Raw genomic sequence first — 17,553 nt, forward strand, 5'->3', positions numbered from 1 at the left:
CAGCATTCTTGCCGTCTTGATGAGGATTACCTTGGCGATCTCGGACCTCGGGGTCGTTGTCCTTCAGCGCGGGCGAAGAGCAGCACGTCCTCACCGATCATCGTTGGCCGCCCGCCGTCGTTGCGGCGACCGGGCTGGCCACCATGCGCCGCTCGGGCGCTGTAAGCCAGGTGATGCCGACCACGATGGCAGCTACGACGGCGGCGGCCGGGGCCAGCCAGCGGACTCCGGCGAGCGAGAGGACCACACCGCCGACGGCCGCGCCAATTGCCGTTCCGACGTAGTTCATCGATCCGTTCAAGCCGAGCGCGACGGCGGCAACGTCCCCACCCGCGACGAACACCCGGTTCTGCTGCGTGATGAACAGGAAGGATCCGACGAGGCCGAGGGCGAACAGCGCGACGAGGGTCGGCACGAACCAATGCGCAACGGCACTCAAGGCGGCGGTCGTGCAGATCGTTACGGCCAGCGCCGCTATGAGGGTAGCCAGCGAGCCGAATCGGTCGGCAAACCGTCCGACGAGGCGATTGCCCGTGAAGAAACCGGCGCCGAACACGAACAGCGCGACCAGCACCGCGCTGCTGGCCGAGGTGCTCACACCGACGACGGCCGCGGCGTAGGACGACACCAGGTAGCTCGGCGCGAGCACGAGCGCACTGACGACCAGCAGGACGAGAATGCGCGGGTTGACGAGCACCGAGACCCTGCTCCGCAGCGAAGTCGCAGGCAGCGTTACGGACGGCACGCCGACAGCGGCGAGCACCGCAGCGACGGCAGCGAGCGCCACGATCGTCCACATCGCACCCCGCCAGCCCACCCACTGCCCGATCAACAGCCCTAAGGGCACGCCGAGCACCGAAGCGAGGCTGGAACCCGCGCCGACCATCGCGAACGACCGAGCTCTGCGCTCGGGGCGGGACAGCACACCGGCCACGGCAAAAGCGTTGGCCTGGAACGCAGCCGCGCCGAGCGCGGCAATGATGCGGCCGACCAGCACAACCACATACGAAGGCCCCGCAGCCTGCAGCACCATGCCGACCAGGAAGGTGCCCATGCCCACACCGATGACCACGCGCCGATCCATCCGACCGGTCGCCGTCGCGATGATCGGCGACCCGACCGCATACGTAACGGCGAACGCGGTGGTCAGCTGACCGGCGGCGGCAACGCTCACCGACAGATCCGCGGCGATGGGCGGCAGCAGCCCGGGCAGCACGAAGCCGTCGACGCCGAGCACGAACGTGCCGACGGCGAGGACGGCCAGGCGCCAGGACGGCAAGTCATTTGATTCTTGTCGAATCATCACATGATGAAAGCTAGACTATGATTCGATGTCCGTCAAAGAATTGAGCGGAGGCCACGGATGCCGCGCACACTGCCCGAGCCCTCGGTCGACTCCTTCGATCTCACCGTCATCCTCAACGCGCTCGCCGACCCCAGCAGGCGGGCACTCATGACCGCGCTGTACCGCGCCACGGAGCCGATCGACTGCGCCGTCCTCATCGAGGAGGCCGACCTCGACCTGAGCAATCCGACCATCTCCCACCACTACCGCGTCCTCCGCGAGGCAGGCCTGACCAGGACCACCACCGAGGGGCGCAAGCGGATCGTCAGAGTGCGCCGCGACGACATGGAGACGCGTTTCCCCGGCCTCCTGCAGGCGGTGCTCGGGAGCCCGTGATCGCAATTCCTCGTGGAACTTCGCGACACCTGGCCTTACCGATCACCGCATCCGATCAACGCCTCGATCGGTCGGCAAGCCAATCGAATCGTCCACAATGGAGGTTCGAAGGTGCTGCAGAGAAGGCTCGGGGTCAGCGCTCGCGGGCGGCGTTGCGGGCATCAGCGAGGCGGCGCAGCAGCGGGTAGACCAGCACGATGCCGACCGAGCCCCACACCATGCCGGTGACCCGGAGTTCGCCCACCTGCAAGGTCAGATCACCGACCCCGGCGATCACCGCCGTACCCAGCACCACCAGGTTCACCGGGTCGGCGAGATCCACCCGCGCGTCCAGCCAGATCCGCGCGCCGACCAGCGCGAGCAGTCCGAACAGCACCAGCGTCGCACCGCCGAGCACACCGAGCGGAATCGTGTTGATCAACGCCCCGAGCTTCGGGGAGAACGAGAGCACGATCGCGGCCAACGCCGCGACCAGGCACGCAGCCGTCGAATAGACGCGGGTCGCGGCCATCACCCCGATGTTCGCCGCGTAGCTGCTCAGCGCCGAGCCGCCCGCCGAGCCGGACAACGTGGTGGCCAGCCCGCCGCCGATCAGCGCGTCCCCGACGTAGGGGTCGAGGTCGCGGCCGCTCATCGCGGCGACCGCCTTCAGATGCGCGACGTGCTCCGCGACGAGCACCACCACCAGCGGCAGCACGAACGGCATCACCGAGATGTGCACCTGCGGGGTGATCAGCTGGGGCAGTCCGAACCAGGGCGCGGCGATCAGCTCGTCGACCCGCTCCTGGGCCAGATCGCCAGCCAGCGCGGAATAGCCCCACCCGACCAGCACGCCGATCAGCACCGCGGCCCGCCCGGCCATGCCCCGGCTGATGACGGTGAGCAGCACGACCGTGCCCAACGTCAGCGCAGCGGGCACCCGCTGCTGGTCGAACGAGGACACCGACTGCGGCGCGAGGCTCAGACCGATCATCAGCACGATCGCCCCGGTCACCACGGGCGGCATCGCGGACTCCAGCAGCCGCACGCCCAGCGCCTTGACCGCGACGCCGACGGCGATCACCACCAGGCCGACCACCATGACGCCACCGAGCAGGGCGGACGGGCTCGCACCGGCCTCGTCCGACGCCGCGCCCAGGGGCACCACGAAGGCCACCGACGCGCCCAGGTAGCTGGGCACCCGGTTCCGGGTGAGCAGCAGGAACAGCAGCGTGCCGAGACCGGAGAGCAGCAGGGTGGTCGTCACCGGGAAGCCGGTGAGCAGCGGCACGAGGGTCGTAGTGCCGAACATCGCCAGCAGGTGCTGCAACCCGAAACCGATGGTCAGCGGCCAGCTCAGCCGTTCCTCGGAGGCCACGACGGCATCGCGCACCAGGCGTCGACCGTTGCCGTGCACGGTCCACAACGCCACATCGTCCTCCCCCGAGCCGCTCGGTCAGGTGGATCTCCTGCCACGGCATGTGATGACTGGGGGAAGATTACTATTTCGCATCACACAATCAAGCAAAACCGCTACGAATCCAACGAAACACCGACTACCAGCGGTAATTGCAGTGCGGCGTGTCGCGTCACGCCGGATCGGATCGGCGCTGCTGCTCCGGCTGCTCCGGCGCGGGCACACCACCGCCGGACAGCTCCCGCAGACCGGCCGCGAGCCCGGCCAACCGATCCGTCGCGTCCTGCAGCAGGTGCTTCTGCTCCGGCGCGCCGCTGGCGGCCACCGCCCGCCCCGCCGCAGCCACCAACCCGCCGTACCCGTCGATGCCCTCGTCCAACTCCGCCCGCAGCCGCTGCACGTCAGCCCGCAGCGCGGACTGCTCCGCCGCTGGCGCGTGCCGGATCGCCGCCTCCACGGCGAGCAGTCGCTCCGCGACTCGCCGCAGCTCCGCGGCTGCGCTGTCCGCGGTGCCGCGAGCATCGGCTGCGGCGCTACCCGCGCCCGCCGACGTCAGCTGCGCCAACGCACCGTGCAAGCTCAGCTCCGCATCGCGCAGGCGCTGCATGGGATCCCGCGCTGCCGACCCCTGCGGGGGCAACGCCACGGGTTCCGGTAGCGGTTCGGGCAGCGGGGTCCGCTTCAGGCGTCGGTACTTCAACCCCGCGCCAACCGCTCCCACCCCGCTGATCACGGCGATCCCGCCGAGTCCGAAGGTCGCCGTGCCCTGGAACAACCAGGCCAGGTCACCCAACGAGCTCCAAATCTCCGGCAGCGACGCCGAGGCAGCCGAGCCAGCACCGAACACACCGGCGGTAACCGCGCTGCCGGTGGCCGTTCGCTTGGCTCGTTTGCGCTGTCGGATCAGTCGGGCCCGCGGATCACGCCAGCTGGCGAACTTCCGACGCACCTCGGAGAAGACGGGGCCGCGCAACTGCTCCAGCGCGGCCTCGCCCAACTGCGCCAGCTCCTGCTTGCGGGACTTCACGCCGCGCTCGCTCAGGCTTGACCGGCTTGCGGGTTCTGCTGCTGCTGCGGCTTGGTGGCCGGTTCGGCGGTCTCCGAACCGCTGGTGACCTGCTGCTGTTGTCCACCGGTCACCTGCGGCTGGCTGCTACCCATCGAAGCGCGCAGTTGCGCGAGCCGACTGGCACCGGCCGCGTCGAGGGATGCCTGCTGCACCTCGAGCATCCGGCCCTGCACGCTGTTCTGCGCCAGCTCCGCCTCGCCCAGCGCGGTCGTGTAGCGGCGCTCGATCTTGTCCCGGACCTCTTCCAGCGACGGCGTGTTGCCAGGTGCGGCGATCTCGGTCATCTGCCGCATCGACGCGGAGACCTGCTCCTGCATCTTGGCCTGCTCCAGCTGGCTGAGCAGCTTGGTGCGCTCGGCGATCTTCTGCTGCAGGATCTGGGCGTTGCGCTCCACCGCCTGCTTGGCCTGCTCGGCCGCCCCCAGCGACTGGTCGTGCAACGTCTTGAGGTCTTCGACACCCTGCTCGGCGGTGACCAGTTGGCTGGCCAGCTGGGTGGCGGTCTCCTCGTACTTCTGGGCGGTGGCCTCGTCGCCGTTTGCGCGAGCCTGGTCGGCCATCACCAGCGCCTGCTTGGCCGACGCCTGCAACTTCTCGACCTCGCCGAGCTGGCGGTTGAGCTTCATCTCCAGCTGCCGCTGGTTGCCGATCACCGACGCGGCCTGCTGGGAAAGGCTCTGGTGCTGCCGCTGGGCTTCCTCGATGGCCTGCTGGATCTGCACCTTCGGATCGGCGTGCTCGTCGACCTTCGACGAGAACGACGCCATCAGGTACTTCCAGGCCTTAACGAACGGATTGGCCATCTCCTCCGCCTGCCTTCTTCTGCTGCTCGGCTGCCCCGTGCGAACACCACCGCACACCGGGTGGGCCCGCTGGTTCCATCGTGTCAGGTAGTCGTGTCGGCTTCCACCAAACACGGTAGATCTCCGGGATTTACCCGGTGTCACCACCCGAGATCGAACCAGCAACACCCGCCCCACCCGACACCGGGGCCCGAAAAGCCAGAAATCGGACAGCTGACGGCGCACTAGCGCGGCCCGAGCGATCAACGCTCGGGCCGCTTCGCTTCCGCGCCGTCAGGCCGCGACCACCACACCACCGGGTTTGCGCACCGGCGGGCTGATGCGCTGGCTGAGCATCGGCTGCAAGCGCTCCGCGCAGGCGCGCGGCTCGGCGTCCGTGCCAGCCTCCGCGGTGGCCAACTGCTGCTGGGCGAGGTCGGTTTCGGACAGCTCGGTGCCGATCAGGCTGGGCACCAGGCGACCGCCGTCGATCTCCGCCGCCGTCGTCGGCTGGTCGACCACCGACGGCACCACCATCGTTCCGTCGAGATCACCGGCCACGGTCACCAGCAGTTCCGGCAGCGGCAGGTCCAGGGCGTCGCAGATCGAGGCGAGCAGCTCGCTGGACGCCTCCTTGCGGCCCCGTTCGACCTCGGAGAGATATCCGAGACTCACCCGGGCAGCGCGCGAAACGTCCCGCAAGGTCCGAGACTGTGCGGTCCGGGCGCGGCGCAGCCGTTCACCGACCGCCTCCCGCAACAATACGGTCATCGCGCGCCTCCCTTCCTTCGTCGCCTACCGCGTGCACTACGCGTGAACGCCCCCTACGTTACTCATCCGAGGGCCGGAACGAGAACGATCGACGTCAAGTCCGCCCAGGGCGAACGTGTGGTGATCGATCGGCCCAACCCGGCGACGCGCGCCCTCCACCCAGCGCACGACGTCCTCACCGTCAACGCAGCAGGTCGGCGAAGTGTTCCAGCGCCACCCGAACGGCCGCAGCCCGCACGGCGTGCCGATCCCCGTCCAGCCGCACCGAACGCACCGTCGCACCGCCGGGCCCGGCGAACCCGAGGTGCACCGTGCCCGGCGCCACGCCGTCCTGCGGGTCCGGCCCGGCGACCCCGGTGAGTCCGATCCCCCAGTCCGCCGTGCAGCGCCGCCGCGCGCCTTCGGCGAGCATTTCCGCGACTCGCGGGTGCACGGCGCCGTAGGCGTCGAGCAGATCACGATCGACTCCGGCCAGCTCCGCCTTCAGGTCGGTGGCGTAGACGATCAGTCCGCCGCGGACGACGTCGCTGGCACCTGGCACATCGGTCAACACCGCGGAAACCAGTCCGGCGGTCAGCGATTCCGCGGTCGCCACGGTCTCACCGCGCCGCCGCAACGTCTCCAGCAGCGCCGCCACCCGCGACAACGACAGCCCGACCTGCTCGACGATCACGCGTTCGCCTTCGCCCGTCCGGCCGCGCGCAGCCGGACCGCGCGCACGAGGTAGTCGAGCCCGGTGCCGACGGTGGCGATCAGCGCCGCCCCCATCACCACCCAGCGCGGCAGATCGGCCCAGGCGCCGAACGGCAGCAGGTAGAGCCCGATCGCGAGGGCCTGCAGCAATGTCTTGATCTTGCCGCCGCGGCTGGCCGGGATGACGCCGTGCCGGATCACCCAGAAGCGCAGCAGCGTGACCGCGACCTCCCGCCCGATGATCACCCAGGTGACCCACCAGCCCAGGTCGCCGAGCAGGCTGAGCCCGACCAGCGCGGCGCCGGTCAGCGCCTTGTCCGCGATCGGATCCGCGACCTTGCCGAAGTCGGTGACCAGGCCGCGCTTGCGGGCCAGGTCGCCGTCGATGCGGTCGGTGATCGAGGCGATCGCGAACACCCCGGTGGCGATCCAGCGCCACAGCGTGTCGTGGCCGTCTGCCCAGAACAGCGCCACCAGGAACACCGGTACCAGCGCCAACCGGGAAACGGTCAGGATGTTGGCGATGTTGACCAGCGGCACGGCTTCGGGCTCGGGCCGCGCCGCTGCGGAATTCGATGCCGCGCCATCGGCGGTCATGACTTGTCCGCCTCTCCGCAATTTTCAGTGGTGGTTGCGTCGGGCTCAATCTCGCGCTTCGTTGTTTCTTGTGGCTGGTTTGCGTCACGGTCCCCTGGGGTGCGGTTGCGGAGGACTGAGGTTGACACAGGGGGTGTCATGGCTGCTCCCCGGGCCTGCTCGGTGCGGGCGTGCCGTCGATCGGACGCACCACGAGATCGACGCCTTCACTGGCGACCACCCGGCAGCGCACCACATCGCCCACCCTGACCTCTCCAGGATCAGCGACGAGGCATTCGCCGTCCACCTCCGGTCCTTGGTGGTCGGCCCGACCGGCGCACTCGTCGTCGTCGACGCGCTCCACGAGCACCCGCACCTCGGTGCCGATGCGGTCTTCGGCGCGCTGCGCGATCAGCTCGTCGACCAGGTCGGAAAGCTGCTCGACGCGGGCGTCGACGGTGTCGGAGTCGATCTTGCCGTCGAAGTCGGCGGCCTCGGTGCCGTCCTCGTCGGAGTAGCCGAACACACCGATGGCGTCCAGCCGGGCGCGGGTGAGGAAGTCCTGGAGTTCAGCGAAGTCGTCCTCGGTCTCGCCGGGGAAGCCGACGATGACGTTGCTGCGGATGCCCGCCTCCGGGGCCAGCGCGCGGACCTGCTCGATGAGTTCCAGGAAGGATTCGGTGGAGCCGAACCGGCGCATCCGGCGCAGCACCGGCTCGCTGGAGTGCTGGAAGGAGAGGTCGAAGTACGGCGCGACGCCGGGCGTGGTGGCGATGGCCCGCACCAGACCCGGTCGGGTCTCCGCGGGTTGCAGGTAGGACACCCGCACCCGGTCGACGCCCTCGATGGCGGCGAGTTTCGGCAGCAGCGTCTCCAGCGCCCGCGGGTCGGCCAGGTCCTTGCCGTAGGAGGTGGAGTTCTCGCTGACCAGGAACAGTTCCTTGGCGCCTTGCTCGGCGAGCCACGCGGCCTCGCCCAGCACCTCTTCCGGCGGACGGGACAGGAAGGAACCGCGGAACGACGGGATGGCGCAGAACGAGCAGCGGCGGTCGCAGCCGGAAGCCAGCTTCAACGCGGCCACCGGCGAGTCGTCGAGCCGACGGCGTGCCACCGAGCGGGCGGCCGGGACCCAACCGTGGCCCGGCACCGCGACCTCGGCCGCCGCGGCGGGCCGGGCGACCGGGGTGATCGGCAGCATCTTGCGCCGGTCCTGCGGCTGGTGCGGCTGGACGGCGCGGCCAGCGAGGACGTCGTCGAGCCGGTCGGCGAGCTGCGCGTAGTGGTCGAAGCCGAGCACCGCGTCGGCTTCCGGCAGGTGCTCGGCGAGTTCGGCGCCGTAGCGCTCGGCCATGCAACCCACCGCGACGACCTTCGCGCCGGTGTCGGCGGCGGCCAGCAGCGTGTCGACGGAGTCCTTCTTCGCGGATTCCACGAAGCCGCAGGTGTTGACCACCACGACATCGGCCGCGTCGACGTCGACGAGGTCCCAGCCCCGACCGTGCAGGCCACCGGCGAGTTCTTCGGAGTCGACCTCGTTGCGGGCGCAACCGAGCGTGACCATGGCGACTCGGCGGTGATTCTGCTCGGTTGGCATGCGTCGAGCCTAACGTCCCAGTTCCCCCGCCCTGCGCACGAGCCCGTCGGCGGCGGGATCGGCGGCGGTGGCCAAGATTACGGTCCGATGATCACTACCTGATCCTCATGCTGGTTAGGCTTACCTAACGTGACAGATCCCGTGGAGGTACGCCCAGCCCGCGTCCGCGACGCTCGCGCGATCAAGGCGTTGATCGACCACTACGCGGGAAAGGTGGTGCTGGGCAAGGAACTCGTCGCGCTCTACGAGGACATCCAGGAGTTCTGGGTGGCCGAGCAGGAGGACCGGATCGTCGGTTGCGGCGCCCTGCACGTGCTCTGGGAAGACCTCGCCGAAATCCGCACCGTGGCGGTCGATCCGATCGCCAAGGGGCGCGGTATCGGCCGCGCGCTCGTGTCGCGCCTGATCGCCGCGGCGGGCGACCTGGGGCTGTCCCGGATCTTCGTGCTCACCTTCGAGACCGAGTTCTTCGGCCGCCACGGCTTCCTGCCGATCGCCGACACCCCGGTGCCGCCGGAGGTCTACCAGGAGATCCGCCGCTCGCCGGACGAAGGCGTGGCCCAGTTCCTCGACCTCGCCCACGTCAAGCCGAACACCCTCGGCAACACCCGCATGCTGCTGAGACTGGGCGCGTGCCGCTAGGAGTGCGGTAATGCGCATGCTGCCACCAGATCGCGGCGCTACGATGGTCGCATGAATGACTATACGTCGTCCGCGATAATAATTCGGCGGGCTCGGATCGCCGACGTGCGGACGATCAAGTCCCTGGTCGACACCTATGCGGGCGAGGTGCTGCTGGCCAAGGAACTCGTCACGCTCTACGAGGACATCCAGGAGTTCTGGGTCGCGGAACTGACCGAACCGGACCGCCCCAGCCGCGTCGTCGGCTGCGGTGCCCTGCACGTGCTCTGGGAAGACCTCGCCGAAATCCGCACGGTGGCCGTGGACCCGGCGGTCAAGGGCCGCGGTGTCGGCCACCGCCTGGTGCGCCAACTGGTCGGGCTGGCCCGCGAGCTGGGCCTGGCCCGGCTGTTCGTGCTGACCTTCGAAACGGAGTTCTTCGGACGTCACGGCTTCCGCACGGTCAACGGCGCCCCGGTGACCCCGGAGATCCACGAAGAAATGCGCCGCTCGGTCGACGCGGGAGTAGCGGAGTTCCTGGACCTGGCGAACATCAAACCCAACACCCTCGGCAACACCCGCATGCTCCTCGACCTGAACTGATCGCAGCACCGGACGCACCTTCTTGACCCGACTGGTCGAACGCTTCGTCCACCGTTCTCGTGCACGTTGCACAAGGGCCCCGCAAGCACCTCGGGCACCGGCTATAACACGGGGAGTGATCAGTTCGGATTCGAGGAGACTCGCCGTGGACCGTTCCCCTGCTCGTCGTGGGTTCTTCGCCACCGCCGCCGCCACCGGGGCCCTGTTGCTCACCGCCGGTACCGCATACGCCGATCTCAGTCCGGGCAAGCTTCGGGAGGTCACCGACGAGTACCTCTTCGAGCTCTCCCTCGACTCGTTCACCGAGACCCGCACCGAGCAGCCCTACGCCGACCAGCTCGACTGGTCGTCCGACGGCTGTTCGATGTCGCCGGACGAACCGCTGGGCTACGAGTTCCGCACCAGCTGCGACCGGCACGACTTCGGTTACCGCAACTACAAGGCGCAGGACCGGTTCAGCGAGGCCAACCGCAAGGAGATCGACGACAACTTCCGCGCCGACATGTACTCGGTGTGCGGCAGCGACCTGGGATGCCGGAGCACCGCGAACATCTACTACTACGCGGTGCGCGAGTTCGGCGGTGCCAGCACCTCGACTGCGGACGCCGTGGACCTGGCGCAGATCGTGCCCGTGCACGCCAGCAACGGCTCGCTGCTGGCCTACCGCGCGCTCAACGCCGAAGGGCAGGTCGTGGAATTCGGTGCCAACGGCTGAGCACCACCAGCGAGAGGGGCGCGTCCAGTTCAGTCCGGGCGCGCCCCTCTTGTGTGCCCAGCACGTCAGCGGCCGGGGCGGGGGTCGATGGGTTGGACGTCGTGGGCGGTGGCCGCCGTCCCCGGATCGATCGGCCCAGTTGCGTAGTACACCTCGCACGGCCCGCCGATGGCCTTCTCGAAATCGGTGGTGGTGTGGATGACCGACCGTCCGTCCAGCGTCGGCAGCAGCGTCGGGCTGAAGTTCCGGCACACGCTGCCCTGGTTGTAGCTGATCTGCACCGGCGACGGGATCTCCCGCCAGCCCCGGGCCAGGTTGGACGGGTTGTCGTTGACCATCAGCGTGCGCCCGTTGCCCGGCGCCCAACCGCCGTTGTCGTTGGCGAGCATCTGGTACGCCAGCAGCAGTCGGCCGTTCGGTCCCGGCCCCGGCGCCCACGTGATCGTCGGCGTGCCCAGCGGCTGCCCACCGGTTTCCGACAGGATCTCGGTACCCAGGTCATAGGGGTCGCCGAAATCCCAACCGTCCTGGGAAGTGCGCATCCACACCGTGCAAATGTGCACCGGATCGTAGTTGCAAACCTCGTAAACCATCACGTACGTGCCATCCGGCAACTGCCGGACACCGGCCATTCCGGGACGCACCGTGAACTCGTCGTTCTTCACCGTATCCCGCAGGTCGGTCCAATTGCGGCCATCCGTGGAACGCACCTGGACCATCTTCTGGTCGTGCAACGGATCGCCGTCGTCGGAATAGAAAGCGACCAACTCGCCCCGCGCGGAAACGGTGAATTCCGGTTCCCACACACCGGGTCCGACCGGCGCCTGCACGATGGTCGACAGGAAGCTCCAGGTGCGCCCCTGGTCGTCGCTGCGCCACACCCGGATGCTGCTGTGCCGCTGCTCCGAATCCGCGCCGATCCCGGCGGTTCCGGCCCACAGCAGGGTGCCCGCTGGCATGTCACCGACCTGCTGCGGCAGCTCGTACAGCGTCGAGCAGCACATGCCCTTCTCGTCCGCGCCCTCCGGATCGCGGATCTCGCCGAGCTGCTGGAAAGTCGCGCCGTCGTCGCGGCTTTCGTAGATCACCGCGAAACCGGCCCGGTCCACGTAGGTCGTCATGCTGGCCAGCACCCGGCCGTTGGCCTCGCCGGAATGCTGCAACCGCACCAGGCGCGGATAGCTGCTGCCGCCGACGCGCAACAGCTCACCATGGTCCACATCGGACGGAGCCGGGTCCTGCTGGGCCACCGGGACACCTGAAGCGAACTGCTGGAAACCGACCAGCAACAACACGGACAACAGCACCAGTAACCAGGCGTGAACTTTCCGGACGACCATGCGATAGCAGCCCTTCGAAATCGCGGCGGACAAATGCCCCCAGCGGGCCGGAGAATATCGCACAAAACGGGATGGTCGACCCGTCCGAACAATTCCGTTCAGCGTAATTGAGAAGACGCAAACGGAGTAATGCGAACGAAGCGAAAACCTAATGAGAAAATGTTGGTGAAAATGCGGAAAACGGCAACGTCCCCGCATCCGGAGAAGATGCGGGGACGCCCGTGCTCACTCGACGTCCGGTGGCGGCCCGCCCCGGATCGCGTACAACGTGCCTTCCAGCTCGTCCGGCTTGATCAGCACGTCGCGCGCCTTCGAGCCCTCCGACGGCCCGACCACGCCGCGCGACTCCAGCAGGTCCATCAACCGACCGGCCTTGGCGAACCCGACCCGCAGCTTGCGCTGCAACATCGAGGTGGACCCGAACTGGCTGGTCACCACCAGCTCGGCGGCCTGCAGCAGGACGTCGAGGTCGTCGCCGATGTCGGAGTCGACCTCCTTCTTCTCACCCGCCTTGGCCGCCGTGACTCCGTCGGTGTACTCCGGGTCGGCCTGGTCCTTGGTGAACGTGACGATGCGGTGGATCTCGTCGTCCGCGACGAACGAACCCTGCACCCGCACCGGCCGGGACGCACCCATCGGCAGGTACAGCGCATCGCCCATGCCGATCAGCTTCTCCGCCCCCGGCTGGTCCAGGATGACCCGCGAGTCGGTCAGCGACGAGGTGGCGAACGCCAGCCGCGACGGCACGTTCGTCTTGATCAGGCCGGTCACCACGTCCACCGACGGGCGCTGCGTGGCCAGCACCAGGTGGATACCGGCAGCCCGCGCCTTCTGGGTGATCCGCACGATGGCGTCCTCGACATCGCGCGGCGCGGTCATCATCAGGTCCGCCAGCTCGTCGACGATGGCCAGGATGTACGGGTACGGCCGGTACTCGCGCTCACTGCCCAGCGGAGTGGTGATCTCGCCGGAGTTCACCTTCCGGTTGAAATCGTCGATGTGACGCACCCGGTTGGCCTGCATGTCCTGGTAGCGCTGCTCCATCTCCTCCACCAGCCAGGCCAGCGCGGCGGCGGCCTTCTTCGGCTGGGTGATGATGGGCGTGATCAGGTGCGGGATGCCTTCGTACGGGGTCAGTTCCACCATCTTCGGGTCGATCAGGATCATCCTGACCTCCTGCGGGGTGGCCCGCGCGAGCAGCGACACCAGCATCGAGTTCACGAAGCTGGACTTGCCGGACCCGGTCGAACCGGCCACCAGCAGGTGCGGCATCTTCGCCAGATTTGCGGTGACCATGTGGCCTTCGATGTCCTTGCCCAGGCCCATCACCAGCGGGTGGGTGTCCTTGGTCGCTTCGGAAGAACGCAGCACGTCGCCGAGGCGCACCATCTCCCGGTCGCTGTTGGGCACCTCGATGCCCACCGCGGACTTGCCCGGAATCGGCGCCAGCAGCCGGACGTTGTCGGTCGCCGCCGCGTAGGCGATGTTCTTGGTCAGCGCGGTGATCTTCTCGACCTTCACCCCGGGACCCAGCTCGACCTCGTAGCGGGTCACCGTGGGACCGCGGGTGAAGCCGGTGACCTGGGCGTCGATGTTGAACTGCTCCAACACCGCGGTGATCGCCTCGATCATGGCGTCGTTGGCGCGACTGCGGCTCTTCGGCGGATCGCCGTCGGTGAGCACGTCCAGCGGTGGCAGCTGGTAGTCGCCCTCGACGCTGCGGCTGATCCGGGGCTTGTCGCTGGTCTTCTTCGGTTTCTCCTCGGCGACCGGGGTAGCTGGTACCGCGGCGGCCTTCGGCTTCGAAGACTTCGGCTGCTCGGCGGGGACGTCGTCCAGCGACAACTGGCGGTCCTCGCTGGACATCGCCGCCTGACGGCGTCGGGACGGGCGGCGCAACTTGACCGTCGCCGGGTCCGCCTCGATCTCCTCGGCAGCAGCCGCTGGTTCGGCCCCGTCGTCGCGCCCGAGGCCGCGCAACCGCGCCCCGACCTCGCGCACCGGCGTGCCGGTGAGCACCAGCAGCCCGAACAGTCCGATCAACACCAGCACCGGGACGGCGACCCAACCGGTCAGGCCGTGCGCGAGCGGGCCGCCAGCCACGAACCCGAGAGCACCGCCCGCGTTCGGCCAAGCTTCGGGGTCCAACGGGGAACCCGACAGGATGTGCAGGACGCCGAGCGAGGTGAGGATCAGCAGCATCGATCCGATCACCATTCGGGGCCTCGCTTCGGCGCTGGTCTCGGTCCGCATCAGCACAAAAGCGGTGACCAGCAGCACGATCGGCAGCGCCCACGCCGCCATGCCGATGACCGAGCGCAGCGCCCAGTCGAACCAGTGCCCGACCGGACCACCGGCCCGCCACCAGACACCGGCGGCGGCGATCACCGCGGTCGCGAGGAAGATCAGCGCCAACCCGTCGCGCCGGTGCGCTGGGTCGAGATCCTTGGTCTTGCCGATCGCGCGGACGACTCCGCCGATGCCGCGGGCGATGCCTCCGCCACCGCTGGAACGCGCCCTCGCGGATCGCTTCGGCGCTGGTCGGCGGGGCGCGTGGGTCGATCCGGGGCGCGGCTTGGCGCTCCCGGTGCTCTTGCGACTGGTGCTCGACTTGGCCGAGCCACCACTCCTGGCCGCGGAGCCGCTACTCTTGGTCGCGTTTTTACCGCGCGTCGAGCCACGTCCCCCGTTCGATGTCCGGCTCGCCATGCCCCACACGGTATCCTCAGCCGCCTCTCTCGTCACACCAGGCACGTGAGATCGCTGGTCAGACGTTATTTCGGGTGTTCCGCTCCAACCGGGCCAGCACGCGTGGGATCCTCGAACATCATGGTTGCCCTACCGTCCGGTCCGCATGAGCCGACACGCCGGAACGATCGCGAGAACCTGTTCCGGGACGCGCCGCTGTTCTGGCGAGCGCTGATGTGGGTGGACCGGGCGATCATCGGGCTCACCGGGCGGCTGGAGGTCACCGGCGACGTGCCCGACGAGGTGCGCGGCAAACCGCTGCTGCTGGCGGCCAACCACATCGGCAACATCGACCCGCTGGTGCTGATCGCGGCGTGCCGGACCCGACGGCTCGCACCGCGCTTCCTCGCCACCGGCGGGCTGTTCGACACTCTGGTGCTGGGCAAGGTGCTCAGCCGCTGCGGACATGTCCGCGCCGACCGCGGCAAGAGCACCGCGGGCGAGGCCCTGGGACGGGTGATCGCGGCGCTGACCAGCGATCACCACCCGGTGCTGATGTATCCGGAAGGCCGCATCACCCTGGAACCGGACATGTGGCCGGAGCACGGCAAGACCGGGGTGGCCCGGATGGCGTTGGCATCCGGCGCCACGGTGGTGCCGATCAGCCAGTGGGGCGCCCACGAGACGATGTGCTACGGCATGGTCCGGGTGGAAAGCGCGCACGACGTGTGGATCCTGTTCGCCTCGTGGCTGCGGGCCCTGGTGCGCCGCCCGAAGCTGAAAGTCCACTTCGGAGCACCGGTGGAGCTCGGCGACCTGGCCGCCGACCGGGTCGGCGACGCGGCACGCGCCCGCGACCGCATCATGCGCGCCATCACGGCAGGTCTGGTCCCGCTGCGCGCCGACGAACCCGGCGCCCCCAACCACCAAGACCCAACCCGACCGGCCACCAACAAACCCAGCCCCTGGCGCCCCTGACGGAAACGTTGAAGGAAGTAAGCGGGCGCACGGATTAGATCTGCCGGTGGAAAAGGGTGCGGCCGATCAGCGCACTGGGAAGGGAAGTCCGGGTGAGGGGCACCCGTGACCAAGTAACTTGGTCACGGGTGCCCCTCACCCTTCACTCGGCCGAGTTGGTGTCCGCACAGCCCGAGATCCAACGCACACTGCGGGCTCGTCGTTGCTCCGCGGCAGAGGCGAAACGGGCCCGAGAGGGCCAATTTTCGCCAAAATCCGGGTCCCACCCGGACGAATCCCGTTAACTGTCCACACTGATCGCCACCTGGGCGAACACAACTGGACATACGGGGACAATCGTGAGAAAAGTAGTCACTGCCGGGTTGGCAGTCGGCCTGCTGGTCGGCTTGTCACCGGTTGTCGGAGCAACTGCCGCGCCAGCACCGGAATTCAACCCAGCACCGATCCAATGGGGACAGTGCGCGGATGAGGACCTGCAGAAGGCCGGGGCGGAATGCGCGATGCTGGCCGTCCCGATGGATTACGCGGATCCGGCGGGTGAGCAGGTCTCGCTCGCGGTGTCCCGGATCAAGCACACCGTGCCCGACGACCAGTACCAAGGCGCGATGCTGGTCAATCCGGGTGGGCCGGGCGGAAGCGGGCTGGCCTTGTCGACGCTCGGGGCGTCGGTGCCCAAGGGCGCTGGCGGCGCCTACGACTGGATCGGCTTCGACCCGCGCGGCGTGGGGGCCAGCCAACCCGCGCTCTCCTGCGACCCGAACTACTTCTCCTACGACCGCCCGCACTACGTGCCGACCACCGCGGAGTTGGAGAACACCTGGCTGGACCGCTCCGAGGGCTACGCCCGAGCCTGCGGGAACACCGGCAAACTGCTCGAACACATCAAGACCACGGATGTCGTCGAGGACATGGACAGCATCCGCAAAGCACTGGGTGCCGAGCAGATCAACTACTACGGCTTCTCCTACGGCACCTACCTCGGCCAGGTCTACGGCACGCTGCACCCCGAGCGGCTGCGCCGGGTCGTGCTGGACGGCGTGGTCAACGCCGACGACGTTTGGTACCAGGCCAATCTGAACCAGGACCTGGCCTTCGACCGCAACATCAAGATCTTCTTCGACTGGATCGCCAAGTACGACTCGGTCTACCACCTGGGCACCACCGGTGCCGACGTGGAAAAGGTGTACTACGAACAGCTCGCGAAACTGGACCAGCAGCCAGCGGGTGGCGTGATCGGCTCCGATGAGTGGACCGACCTGTTCCTCACCGCGGGCTACGCGCAGTCCGTTTGGGACCAGCGGGCCAAGGCGTTCTCCGGCTGGGTGCACAACGGCGACTGGCAGACGCTGAAGACGATCTACGACGCGACCAACAGCCCCGGCGATGACAACGGCTTCGCGGTCTACCTCTCGGTGCAGTGCACCGACGTCCAGTGGCCGAAGAGCTGGGAGACCTGGCGGAAGGACAACTGGGCCGTCCACGAGCAGGCACCGTTCGAAGCCTGGGCGAACGCCTGGTACAACGCGCCGTGCGTGTTCTGGCCCGCGAAGCCGGGCAAGCCGGTCGACGTCGATGGCAGCGAGGTTGCCGGTGCGCTGCTGATCAGCGAGGAACTGGACGCCGCGACGCCGTTCCCCGGCGCCATCGAGGCGCGCAAGCGCTTCCCCAACGCCAGCCTGATCAGCCTGCCCGGCGGCACGACGCACTCGGGGTCGCTCAGCGGCGACGCCTGCCTGGACGACCAGATCGCCGACTACCTGGCCACCGGCAAGCTACCGGCCCGCCAACCAGGCAACGGCCCGGACACCACGTGCGAACCGCTGCCCCAACCAGTCCCGGAAGGTGTGGCAACGGCAACCGCCCGACCCCAACAACCGGCCGCGCTGCAGCGAGCGGTGCAGTCCAACTGGCGCTGACCAGTGGTGGGGGGGGGGGGGGGGGGGGGGGGGGGGGCGGGGGGGGGCCCCCCCCCCCGCGGGGGGGCCCCCCCCCCCGCGGACGGCGGGGGGGGCCCGGGGGGGGGGGGGGGCGGGGGGGGGGGTGTGT

General features: G+C 68.7%; 16 protein-coding genes. 6 read left to right on the forward strand and 10 right to left on the reverse strand.

Annotated elements, in window-relative coordinates:
• Positions 1–97: 97 nt before the first annotated feature.
• Complete coding sequence (locus tag MOQ72_RS24260) at positions 98–1,303, reverse strand: MFS transporter (RefSeq protein WP_242187866.1); 1,206 nt, start codon at positions 1,301–1,303, stop codon at positions 98–100.
• A gap of 60 nt (positions 1,304–1,363) precedes the next feature.
• On the opposite strand from MOQ72_RS24260, the gene MOQ72_RS24265 reads away from it, so the two are divergent.
• Positions 1,364–1,681 carry an ArsR/SmtB family transcription factor gene (locus MOQ72_RS24265; RefSeq protein WP_242187868.1) on the forward strand — a complete coding sequence of 106 codons (318 nt, stop codon included), beginning with the start codon at positions 1,364–1,366 and terminating at the stop codon, positions 1,679–1,681.
• 133 nt (positions 1,682–1,814) lie between these two features.
• Here MOQ72_RS24265 and MOQ72_RS24270 read toward each other — a convergent pair whose 3' ends face one another.
• From MOQ72_RS24270 to rimO, 7 genes are all read right to left on the reverse strand, one after another.
• A complete protein-coding gene (locus MOQ72_RS24270) occupies positions 1,815–3,092 on the reverse strand; it encodes a uracil-xanthine permease family protein (protein ID WP_242187870.1) in 1,278 nt (425 codons plus the stop codon).
• Between the two features lie 157 nt (positions 3,093–3,249).
• Positions 3,250–4,104, reverse strand: coding sequence for a phage shock envelope stress response protein PspM (pspM, locus tag MOQ72_RS24275; RefSeq protein WP_242187880.1), 855 nt, complete (start codon positions 4,102–4,104; stop codon positions 3,250–3,252).
• Positions 4,105–4,115: 11 nt separating this feature from the next.
• Positions 4,116–4,949, reverse strand: a complete 834-nt coding sequence (locus MOQ72_RS24280; RefSeq protein WP_242187889.1) for a PspA/IM30 family protein — start codon at positions 4,947–4,949, stop codon at positions 4,116–4,118.
• Positions 4,950–5,222: 273 nt separating this feature from the next.
• The gene (locus tag MOQ72_RS24285) at positions 5,223–5,699 is read right to left on the reverse strand and encodes a helix-turn-helix domain-containing protein (RefSeq protein WP_242187890.1); all 477 of its coding nucleotides are present in this window, start codon (positions 5,697–5,699) and stop codon (positions 5,223–5,225) included.
• Between the two features lie 181 nt (positions 5,700–5,880).
• Positions 5,881–6,372 (reverse strand): CinA family protein, encoded by a 492-nt coding sequence (locus tag MOQ72_RS24290; RefSeq protein WP_242187892.1) that lies wholly within the window; start codon positions 6,370–6,372, stop codon positions 5,881–5,883.
• Complete coding sequence (gene pgsA / locus MOQ72_RS24295) at positions 6,369–6,989, reverse strand: CDP-diacylglycerol--glycerol-3-phosphate 3-phosphatidyltransferase (protein WP_242187894.1); 621 nt, start codon at positions 6,987–6,989, stop codon at positions 6,369–6,371. The genes MOQ72_RS24290 and pgsA overlap by 4 nt, the downstream gene beginning before the upstream one ends.
• 136 nt (positions 6,990–7,125) lie before the next feature.
• Positions 7,126–8,562: a 30S ribosomal protein S12 methylthiotransferase RimO gene (gene rimO / locus MOQ72_RS24300; protein ID WP_242187896.1), complete on the reverse strand. Its 1,437-nt coding sequence runs from the start codon at positions 8,560–8,562 to the stop codon at positions 7,126–7,128.
• 129 nt (positions 8,563–8,691) lie between these two features.
• Between rimO and MOQ72_RS24305 the strand changes: the two genes are divergently transcribed.
• From MOQ72_RS24305 to MOQ72_RS24315, 3 genes are all read left to right on the forward strand, one after another.
• Positions 8,692–9,204, forward strand: a complete 513-nt coding sequence (locus tag MOQ72_RS24305; RefSeq protein WP_242187899.1) for an amino-acid N-acetyltransferase — start codon at positions 8,692–8,694, stop codon at positions 9,202–9,204.
• A gap of 51 nt (positions 9,205–9,255) precedes the next feature.
• Positions 9,256–9,786 (forward strand): amino-acid N-acetyltransferase, encoded by a 531-nt coding sequence (locus MOQ72_RS24310; RefSeq protein ID WP_242187901.1) that lies wholly within the window; start codon positions 9,256–9,258, stop codon positions 9,784–9,786.
• Positions 9,787–9,931: 145 nt separating this feature from the next.
• Complete coding sequence (locus tag MOQ72_RS24315; protein ID WP_242187903.1) at positions 9,932–10,501, forward strand: phospholipase; 570 nt, start codon at positions 9,932–9,934, stop codon at positions 10,499–10,501.
• Positions 10,502–10,566: 65 nt separating this feature from the next.
• Here the strand turns inward: MOQ72_RS24315 and MOQ72_RS24320 are convergent, their stop codons facing one another.
• On the reverse strand, positions 10,567–11,808 hold the full coding sequence (locus MOQ72_RS24320) for a sialidase family protein (protein ID WP_242187905.1): 1,242 nt from the start codon (positions 11,806–11,808) through the stop codon (positions 10,567–10,569).
• 258 nt (positions 11,809–12,066) lie between these two features.
• Positions 12,067–14,550, reverse strand: coding sequence for an FtsK/SpoIIIE family DNA translocase (locus MOQ72_RS24325; protein ID WP_242187906.1), 2,484 nt, complete (start codon positions 14,548–14,550; stop codon positions 12,067–12,069).
• 120 nt (positions 14,551–14,670) lie between these two features.
• Here MOQ72_RS24325 and MOQ72_RS24330 point away from each other — a divergent pair, with 120 nt between their 5' ends.
• Positions 14,671–15,507, forward strand: a complete 837-nt coding sequence (locus MOQ72_RS24330; RefSeq protein ID WP_242187907.1) for a lysophospholipid acyltransferase family protein — start codon at positions 14,671–14,673, stop codon at positions 15,505–15,507.
• 338 nt (positions 15,508–15,845) lie between these two features.
• Positions 15,846–17,423: an alpha/beta hydrolase gene (locus MOQ72_RS24335; protein WP_242187908.1), complete on the forward strand. Its 1,578-nt coding sequence runs from the start codon at positions 15,846–15,848 to the stop codon at positions 17,421–17,423.
• Positions 17,424–17,553 lie beyond the last annotated feature (130 nt).

It is taken from the genome of Saccharopolyspora soli (assembly GCF_022678645.1).
GTDB classification, from domain to species: domain Bacteria; phylum Actinomycetota; class Actinomycetes; order Mycobacteriales; family Pseudonocardiaceae; genus Saccharopolyspora; species Saccharopolyspora soli.